The sequence below is a fragment of the Mycobacterium sp. THU-M104 genome (assembly GCF_049197365.1).
Lineage (GTDB): Bacteria > Actinomycetota > Actinomycetes > Mycobacteriales > Mycobacteriaceae > Mycobacterium.
The window spans coordinates 1-8653 of sequence record NZ_JBMIOP010000242.1 but is presented as its reverse complement, the minus strand read 5'-3'; the positions used below and the strand labels follow the sequence as shown (position 1 = coordinate 8653).

Here is an 8653-nt window from a genome sequence, read left to right as displayed (position 1 = left end):
GCGGTGGAGTTACCGAAAACCAATGCAATGGTGGGGATCCCGGCCGCCGAGAGCCGGGTGAGGTCGCGGAACATCTGCCCGCCGGGGATGAAGACCTTTTTCTGCGTGGGCAGGTCCGCGCCGCCGGACTCGACCAGCGAGATGACCGGGAGCCGGTTTTCCAGGGCGATCTTCTTGGCCCGCAGTATTTTGCGCAGCGTCCACGGGTTGCTGGTCCCGCCTTTGACCGTAGGGTCGTTGGCGACGATCATGCACTCCACGCCGGATACCGCGCCGATGCCGGTGACCAGGCTCGCGCCGACCTGAAAGTCGCTGCCCCAGGCCGCCAGCGGGCACAACTCCAGAAACGGGGAATCGGGGTCGACGAGCAGTTCGATGCGTTCCCGCGCCGTCAGCTTGCCGCGGTCGTGGTGACGCTCGACGTACTTGGTGCCGCCGCCCGCGAGCGCTTTGGCCAGTTCCGTGTCGATCTCGCCGAGCCTGGTGCTGGTCACCGACGCCGCCTCGGCGTAGGTCGGTGACTGTGGATCGAGCGAGGATTGCAGCACTGTCATGGTTGGTATCCCAGGGTTTTGGCGGCCAGCGCGGTGAGGATCTCGGTGGTGCCGCCGCCGATGCCCAGGATGCGCATGTCCCGGTACTGGCGTTCGACTTCGGATTCGGCCATGTAGCCCATCCCGCCGAACAGCTGGACGGCTTGATTCGCGACCCACTCGCCGGCCTCCACGGCGGTGTTCTTGGCGAAGCACACCGGGGCGATCAGGTTGGTCTCGCCGGCCAGTTGGCGCTCCACCACGTGGTGCGCGTAGACGCGCGCGACGTCGATGCGGCGCGCCATCTCGGCCAGGGTGTTCTGCACCGACTGGCGCGAGATCAGCGGGCGCCCGAACGTCTCCCGGTCGCGGCACCACTGCACCGTGAGGTCCAGGCACCGCTGCGCACTCGAATACGCTTGGGCGGCAAGGCCGATGCGTTCAGCGACGAACGCTTGCGCGATCTGGGCGAAGCCACTGTTCTCGGTGCCGACGAGATTGTCCGCGGGCACGCGAACATCGGTGTAGGACAGCTCGGCGGTGTCCGAGGAGCGCCAGCCCATCTTGTCCAGCTTGCGGCTCACCTCGAACCCCGGGCTGCCTTTCTCGACCACCAGCAGCGACACCCCGGCCGCGCCGGGGCCGCCGGTGCGCACCGCGGTGACGACGTAGTCGGCGCGCACCCCGGAGGTGATGTAGGTCTTGGCGCCGTTGACCACGTAGTAATCGCCTTCCGGACCGGAACGGTGCACCGCGGTGGTCCGCAGGTGGCCGACGTCCGAGCCGCCGCCGGGCTCGGTGATGGCCAGGGCGCCGATCTTTTCGCCGGCCAGCGTGGGCCGGACGAACTCGTCGATGAGGCGCGCATCGCCGGTGGCGATCATGTGCGGCACCGCGATGCCGCACGTGAACAGGGAGGCGAACACGCCGCCCGGAGCCCCGGCCGCATGCACCTCCTCGCAGATGACCACCGCGTCGGCGCCGTCCCCGCCGCCGCCGCCGACCGCCTCGGGGAAGCCCGCGCCCAGCAGCCCCGCCGCCCCGGCACGCCGGTGCAGGTCGCGCGGCAGCTCGCCGGCGCGTTCCCAGGCGTCAGCGTGCGGCAGGACCTCCCGTTCGGTGAACGAGCGCACCGTGTTTCGCAGCTGGTCGCGCTCCGGGGTGTTCCACAGGGTCATAAAAGCCTTTCCGGCACCTCGAGGTAGCGGCTGCGCAGCCATTCGCCCAAACCCTTGGCCTGGGGGTCGAACCGGGCCTGGTAGGCCACGCCCTGGCCCAGCATGCCGTCGATGACGAAGTTCACCGCGCGCAGGTTGGGCAGCACGTGGCGGGTGACGGCCAAGCCCGCCGCCTCGGGCAGCAGTTCCTTGAGGACCTCGACGGTCAGCGTGTGTGCCAGCCACCGCCACTGCTCGTCGGTGCGCACCCAGACTCCGACGTTGGCCGAGCCGCCCTTGTCGCCGCTGCGGGCCCCGGCGATGCGGCCCAGCGGGACACGGCGCGTCGGGCCGACTCCGAGCGGCTCGGGCAACGGGGGCTCCTCGGCCGGTGACAACTCGAGAGTTTGGGTGGCGCATGCGATTGCGGTGCGGATGCCGTCAGCGTGCACGGCGATGTGCGGCACCCGGGCGGCGTCGACGTAGCCGGCAGTGAACACGCCGTACACCTGGCCCTCGCCCGGAGGGGCGGTCACGTGGAAGCCCGGGTAGCTGGCAAGGGCCAATTCGACTGCGGCCGAGGAGAACTGGCGTCCGACCTTGGCGGGATCGGGATCGCGCACGACACAGTGCAACAGCGCGCTGGCGGCCTCCTCGGTGTCGGCGTCGGCGTGGTCGGTGCGGGCCAGGGTCCACACCAGCTCGGCGGGCTCGACGGTGAGCGCGGACGCGAGCTGGTGGCGCACCAGTTCGGCCTTGGCCTCGACGTCCAGACCGGTCAGCACGAACGTCATCGCGTTGCGGTACCCGCCGATGGCATTCAGCGACACCTTCAGGGTGGGCGGTGGCGGCTCGCCGCGCACACCGCTCACGCGGACCCGGTCGGGTCCGTCGGAGGACAGCTCGACGCTGTCCATGCGGGCGGTGACGTCCGGGTTGGCGTAGCGGGCGCCGCCGATCTCGTAGAGCAACTGCGCGGTGACGGTGTCGACGCTGACCAGCCCGCCGGTGCCGGGATGTTTGGTGATCACCGACGACCCGTCGGCCTGGATCTCGGCCAGCGGGAAGCCGGCGTGGGTGAGCTCGGGTACTTCGGTGAAGAACGAGTAGTTGCCGCCGGTGGCCTGGACGCCGCATTCGATGACGTGGCCGGCGACCACGGCGCCGGCGAGTCGGTCGTAATCGCGGCGGCCCCAACCGAAGTGCGCGGCCGCGGCCCCGACCGTCACCGAGGCGTCGGTGACCCGGCCGGTGACGACGACGTCGGCCCCGGCGCCCAGGCAGTCGACGATGCCCCACGCACCGAGGTAGGCGTTGGCCGTCAGCGGCGACCCGAGCCCGAGTTCCGTCGCGCGCGACGCCAGGTCGTCGCCCTCGACGTGCGCGACGCGGACGTCGACACCCAACCGCGCGGCCAGGGCGCGCACCGCGTCGGCCAGTCCGGCGGGATTCAGACCGCCGGCGTTGGCGACGATGCGGACCCCGCGGTCGCGGGCCTCGCCCAGGCAGTCTTCGAGCTGGGTGAGGAAGGTCTTGGCGTAGCCGCGATCCGGGTGCTTCATCCGGTCGCGTCCCAGGATGAGCATGGTGAGTTCGGCCAGGTAGTCGCCGGTGATGAAGTCCACCGGGGTGCTCGAGCCGCCGGTGAGCATTTCGCGCATCGCCGACAGGCGGTCGCCGTAGAACCCCGAGCAGTTCCCGATCCGCACCGGAGCGACGGAAGCAGAGGCCATGGGCGCCCTCCGTTCCTCGACTCACCGCTGAGCACAGCGAACCAACCAACTACTCGGTAGGTTAGCGGGTGCGGCCGGTGTCACGTCAAGGGTGCGGCGCCGACGCGCACGGCCCATTTTGGCGACGACGAGGCCACCGACTATCCTGAGGGGCAATCGTCGCTCGTCCGGCCCGCTCGGCCATCCCGCGACATGCCCATCAGAAGTCCCGAACGAGGAGTAAGGCCCGACCATGGCCACACCCAAGCGCAGGATGTCGCGCGCCAACACCCGAAGCCGCCGCGCGCAGTGGAAGGCCGGTCGGACTGAACTCGTCGGTGTCACGGTCGCAGGTCAGCGGCACAAACTGCCGCGCAGGCTGCTCAAGGCGGCCCGCCTCGGCCTGATCGATTTCGACAAGCGTTAATCTTCCCGGACACCCGGCGCGCCTCTCAGGCCGCTCTCAGGCGCCGGGACGACACTAGTGGCCGTGCGGATATTGGTCGTCGACGACGACCGCGCGGTGCGTGAGTCGCTTCGCAGGTCGCTTTCCTTCAACGGCTATTCGGTCGAACTCGCCCATGACGGGGTGGAAGCTCTCGAGAAGATCGCCGCCGAGCGGCCCGACGCTCTGGTCCTGGATGTCATGATGCCGCGGCTGGACGGCTTGGAGGTGTGTCGCCAGCTCCGCAGCACCGGCGACGACTTGCCGATTCTGGTGCTCACCGCCCGCGATTCGGTCTCCGAGCGCGTCGCGGGCCTGGACGCCGGCGCCGACGACTACCTGCCCAAGCCGTTCGCGCTCGAAGAGCTCCTGGCGCGGATGCGCGCCCTGCTGCGCCGCACCAAACCCGAGGACGCCGACGCCGGCGAGTCGGTCGCCTTGCGTTTCTCCGACCTGGCCCTGGACCCGGTGACCCGCGAGGTGACCCGCGGGCAACGGCAGATGAGCCTCACCCGCACCGAGTTCGCGTTGCTGGAAATGTTGATCGCCAACCCGCGCCGCGTGCTCACCCGCAGCCGCATCCTCGAGGAGGTGTGGGGCTTCGACTTTCCCACCTCGGGTAACGCCCTGGAGGTCTACGTCGGATATCTGCGCCGCAAGACCGAGGCCGACGGTGAACCCCGGCTGATCCACACGGTCCGGGGAGTGGGTTACGTGCTGCGGGAGACGCCGCCGTGACGGTCCGTCTCCCGTGATGATCGGGTTCCGTCGGCGACGGCGCGCCCGCCCGCGGGCCACCAGTTCGTTGTCGTTGCGCTGGCGGGTGATGCTGCTGGCGATGTCGATGGTCGCGATGGTTGTCGTGCTGATGGCGTTCGCGGTCTATGCGGTCGTTTCGGCGGCGCTCTACAGCGACATCGACAACCAGCTGCAGAGTAGGGCGCAGCTGCTGATCGCCAGCGGGTCGCTGGCCGCCGACCCCGGGAAGGCCATCGAGGGCACGGCCTATTCGGATGTCAACGCCATGCTGGTCAACCCGGGCCACGCGATCTACACCGCCCAACAGCCGGGCCAGACGCTACCGGTCGGCGTACCGGAGAAGGCCGTCATCAGCGGTGACTTGTTCATGTCGCAGCGCACCGCGTCCGAGCAGCGGATTCTGGCGATCCACCTGCCCAGCGGCAGCTCGCTGCTGATCTCCAAGAGCCTGCGGCCGACCGAAGCGGTGATGACCAAGCTGCGCTGGGTGCTGCTGATCGTCGGCGGGATCGGGGTCGCGGTCGCCGCGGTGGCCGGTGGCATGGTCACCCGGGCCGGGTTGCGCCCGGTGGCCCGGTTGACCGAAGCGGCCGAACGGGTCGCGCGCACCGACGACCTGCGGCCCATCCCGGTGTTCGGCAGCGACGAACTGGCCCGGCTGACCGAGGCGTTCAACCTGATGTTGCGGGCGCTGGCCGAGTCGCGGGAGCGGCAGGCCCGGCTGGTGACCGACGCCGGGCACGAGTTGCGCACGCCGCTGACGTCGCTGCGCACCAACGTCGAACTGCTGATGGCGTCGATGCAACCTGGTGCGCCACGGCTGCCCGAGCAGGAAATGGTCGACCTGCGCGCCGACGTGCTCGCGCAGATCGAGGAGTTGTCCACGTTGGTGGGCGATTTGGTGGACCTCACCCGCGATGACGCCGGGCACGTGGTGCACGAGCCGGTGGACATGTCCGAGATGGTTGACCGCAGCCTCGAGCGAGTCAAGCGGCGGCGCAACGACATCCAGTTCGACGTCCAGGTCGTTCCGTGGCAGGTCCATGGTGACGCGGCCGGGTTGTCGCGCGCGGTCTTGAACCTCATGGACAACGCCGCCAAGTGGAGTCCGCCGGGCGGCCACGTCGGCGTCCGGATGAAGCAGCTCGACGCCTCACACGCCGAACTCGTGGTCTGGGATTACGGCCCGGGAATTCCGCCGCAGGAACGACGTCTGGTGTTCGAGCGGTTCTACCGGTCGACGACGGCACGGGCCATGCCGGGCTCGGGGCTGGGGTTGGCGATCGTGAAACAGGTGGTGCTCAAGCACGGCGGGACGCTTCGCATCGAAGACACCGTGCCCGGCGGGCAGCCTCCGGGGACCGCGATCTACCTGCTGCTTCCCGGCCGGCCGCTGCCGGTTGGGCCGTCCGCGGAGCTCGCCGCCGATTTCGTCCTCGACGAGCCCGGGACCCAACCCGGCCCGGGTGGGTCCGCGCCGGGAGGCTCGGTGAACTCTGGGCAATCGGCGAACGTTATCTCAGCGGACTCTCAGTCCCGGGGCTGATGGTGGAAGTGCAGTTACTGTTGGAATGCAGGTCGAGTCGTGCCCACACCAGCCGACATTCAGAGGAAGAGCGAACTTAGCGACATGACGAATCACCCGAGGTATTCGCCACCGCCGCAGCCGGGCTACCGTGCCGTGACCAGCCAATCAGGTGGCTGCGCCTACCCCCAGGGGCAACAGAACCCGTACGACCAGCACTATGACCAGCATTACGACTGGCGTTATGCGCAGCCCCAGCCGTCACCGACGGCGCAGTACCGGCGGCCCTACGATCCGTTCGGTGGCCGTGGCCCCGGCAGCGCCGGGGTGGGCCCTGCACCAGGCGGTACCGGCGCCGGGCCGATGCCCGGGATGCTGCCGCCGATGGGTCCCCCGGTACGCCAGAAGCGTTCCCGAGGGGGCCTGCTGGCCACCGGTGCGCTGGCCATCGCGGTGGTCTCCGCCGGGATCGGTGGCGCCGCGGCCACGGTCGTCGAGTTGGGCGCGCACTCGACCGGCGGCCACGGCGGGCGCGTTACCGGTGCCGCTCCCAGCGTCCCGGCCGCGAACATGCCGTCGGGCAGTGTCGAACAGGTCGCCGCCAAAGTGGTGCCCAGCGTCGTCATGCTCGAGACCGACCTGGGGCGTCAGTCGGAGGAGGGCTCCGGGATCATCCTGTCCTCCGACGGGCTGATCTTGACCAACAATCACGTTGTCGCGGGTGCGGCCCCGGGCCCGGGGAAGCCGCCCGGTGCCGTAGCCAACCCGGCCCCGAAGACGACGGTCACGTTCTCCGACGGGCGCACGGCGCCCTTCACGGTCATCGGCACCGACCCCACGAGCGACATCGCCGTGATCCGCGTTCAGGGCCTGTCGGCGCTCACTCCGATTGCGCTGGGCTCCTCGTCGGATCTGCGTGTCGGCCAGCCGGTGGTCGCGGTCGGGTCGCCGCTGGGCCTGTCCGGCACGGTGACGACTGGCATCGTCAGTGCACTCAACCGGCCTGTCTCCACGACCGGCGAGGCGGGAAATCAGAACACCGTGCTGGACGCGATCCAGACCGACGCGGCGATCAACCCGGGTAACTCGGGTGGCGCCCTGGTCAACATGAGCGGCCAGCTGGTCGGGGTCAACTCGGCGATCGCCACCCTCGGCGCCGATTCGCCGGATGCCCAGAGCGGGTCGATCGGGCTCGGCTTCGCGATCCCGGTTGACCAGGCCAAGCGCATCGCCGACGAGCTGATCAGCAGCGGCAAGGCGTCCCACGCGTCGCTGGGCGTGCAGGTGACCAACGACAAGGGCTCCCCCGGCGCCAAGATCGTGGCGGTCGTGCAGGGCGGTGCCGCCGCAAGCGCCGGTGTGCCCAAGGATGTCGTCGTCACCAAGGTCGACGACCGTCCGATCAACAGCGCCGACGCGCTGGTCGCCGCTGTGCGTTCCAGGGCGCCGGGTGACAGGATCTCGTTGACGTTCGAGGATCCCGCGGGCGGCGACAGCCGGACCGTCGAGGTCACTCTCGGCAAGGCGGATCAGTGATGAGGGTCGAGACACCCCCGGAAGCCCTGTCGGAGCTCGGATATACGGTTGCTCCTATGGAGACGGGTGCGGAGTTGGTGGTTGGCCGGGCTCTGGTGGTGGTGGTCGATGATCGCACCGCGCACGGGGACGAGGACCACAGTGGACCGCTGGTCACCGAGCTGCTGACCGAGGCGGGGTTCGTCGTGGACGGTGTCGTGGCCGTGGCCGCCGACGAAGTCGAGATCCGCAACGCACTGAACACCGCGGTGATCGGCGGGGTGGACCTGGTGGTCTCGGTCGGTGGCACCGGTGTCACACCGCGCGACGTCACCCCGGAGGCCACCCGGGAGATCCTGGACCGGGAGATCCTCGGCATCGCCGAGGCGATCCGGGCCTCGGGCCTGGCCGCGGGGATCATCGACGCCGGGTTGTCCCGCGGTCTGGCGGGGGTGTCCGGCAGTACGCTGGTGGTCAACCTCGCCGGTTCCCGCTACGCAGTGCGCGACGGAATGGCGACGCTGAATCCCCTCGCCGCCCAGATCATCGGTCAGTTGTCGAGCCTGGAGATCTGACCCGGCTCAGCCGCACCTCACGGCGAGTCGGCGTCCGCGCGCGGCCCTTAGCTGGGCGTGGGAGTCTGCCCGCCGGTGCCGAGGTGCTTGCCGGCGGAGTCGCCGTTGGTCTGGTCCAGCAGGTCGCGGATTTCGGTGAGCAGGACAATCTGGGCGTCTTCGGCCTGTTCGACCTCGCCTCGCTTGCGCAGCGTGTTGTAGGGCAAGACGATGAAGAAGTACACGACGACCGCGATCAGCACGAAGTTGATCGCGGCCGACAACAGAATGTTCAGGTCGATGGTCTGACCGCCCCCGATGCTGATCCGCAGGATGCCCACGTCCGACGTCTGGTTGACGCCGATCCGGTTGATCAACGGAGTGATGATGCTGTCGGTGAACTTGGTGACCAATGCGGTGAAAGCGGTACCGATGACGACCGCGACAGCCAGG

The 8653-nt window shown here is 69.4% G+C and carries 9 protein-coding genes; 5 read left to right on the top strand and 4 right to left on the bottom strand.

Features of this window, described 5'->3' with window-relative positions:
- From ACOJVU_RS17835 to ACOJVU_RS17825, 3 genes are all read right to left on the bottom strand, one after another.
- Positions 1-548 (bottom strand): carboxyl transferase domain-containing protein (locus ACOJVU_RS17835; protein WP_421530988.1); only part of this gene is annotated, 548 nt, incomplete at its 3' end.
- A gap of 2 nt (positions 549-550) precedes the next feature.
- Complete coding sequence (locus ACOJVU_RS17830) at positions 551-1711, bottom strand: acyl-CoA dehydrogenase family protein (RefSeq protein ID WP_421530986.1); 1161 nt, start codon at positions 1709-1711, stop codon at positions 551-553.
- The gene (locus ACOJVU_RS17825; protein WP_421530987.1) at positions 1708-3399 is read right to left on the bottom strand and encodes an acyclic terpene utilization AtuA family protein; all 1692 of its coding nucleotides are present in this window, start codon (positions 3397-3399) and stop codon (positions 1708-1710) included. The genes ACOJVU_RS17830 and ACOJVU_RS17825 overlap by 4 nt, the downstream gene beginning before the upstream one ends.
- Before the next feature lie 256 nt (positions 3400-3655).
- Here ACOJVU_RS17825 and rpmF point away from each other — a divergent pair, with 256 nt between their 5' ends.
- From rpmF to ACOJVU_RS17800, 5 genes are all read left to right on the top strand, one after another.
- Positions 3656-3829, top strand: a complete 174-nt coding sequence (rpmF, locus tag ACOJVU_RS17820; RefSeq protein WP_421530985.1) for a 50S ribosomal protein L32 — start codon at positions 3656-3658, stop codon at positions 3827-3829.
- 63 nt (positions 3830-3892) lie between these two features.
- Positions 3893-4585: a response regulator transcription factor gene (locus ACOJVU_RS17815; RefSeq protein ID WP_421530984.1), complete on the top strand. Its 693-nt coding sequence runs from the start codon at positions 3893-3895 to the stop codon at positions 4583-4585.
- A gap of 16 nt (positions 4586-4601) precedes the next feature.
- Positions 4602-6152: an ATP-binding protein gene (locus ACOJVU_RS17810; protein WP_421530983.1), complete on the top strand. Its 1551-nt coding sequence runs from the start codon at positions 4602-4604 to the stop codon at positions 6150-6152.
- A gap of 84 nt (positions 6153-6236) precedes the next feature.
- Positions 6237-7667 (top strand): S1C family serine protease, encoded by a 1431-nt coding sequence (locus ACOJVU_RS17805; RefSeq protein WP_421530982.1) that lies wholly within the window; start codon positions 6237-6239, stop codon positions 7665-7667.
- Entirely contained in the window at positions 7667-8221 is a 555-nt protein-coding gene (locus ACOJVU_RS17800) for a MogA/MoaB family molybdenum cofactor biosynthesis protein (protein ID WP_421530981.1), read from the top strand. Before ACOJVU_RS17805 ends, ACOJVU_RS17800 begins: the two co-directional genes overlap by 1 nt.
- Positions 8222-8268: 47 nt before the next feature.
- On the opposite strand, the gene mscL is transcribed toward ACOJVU_RS17800, so the two are convergent.
- Complete coding sequence (mscL, locus tag ACOJVU_RS17795) at positions 8269-8652, bottom strand: large-conductance mechanosensitive channel protein MscL (protein ID WP_421530980.1); 384 nt, start codon at positions 8650-8652, stop codon at positions 8269-8271.
- Position 8653: the final 1 nt, after the last annotated feature.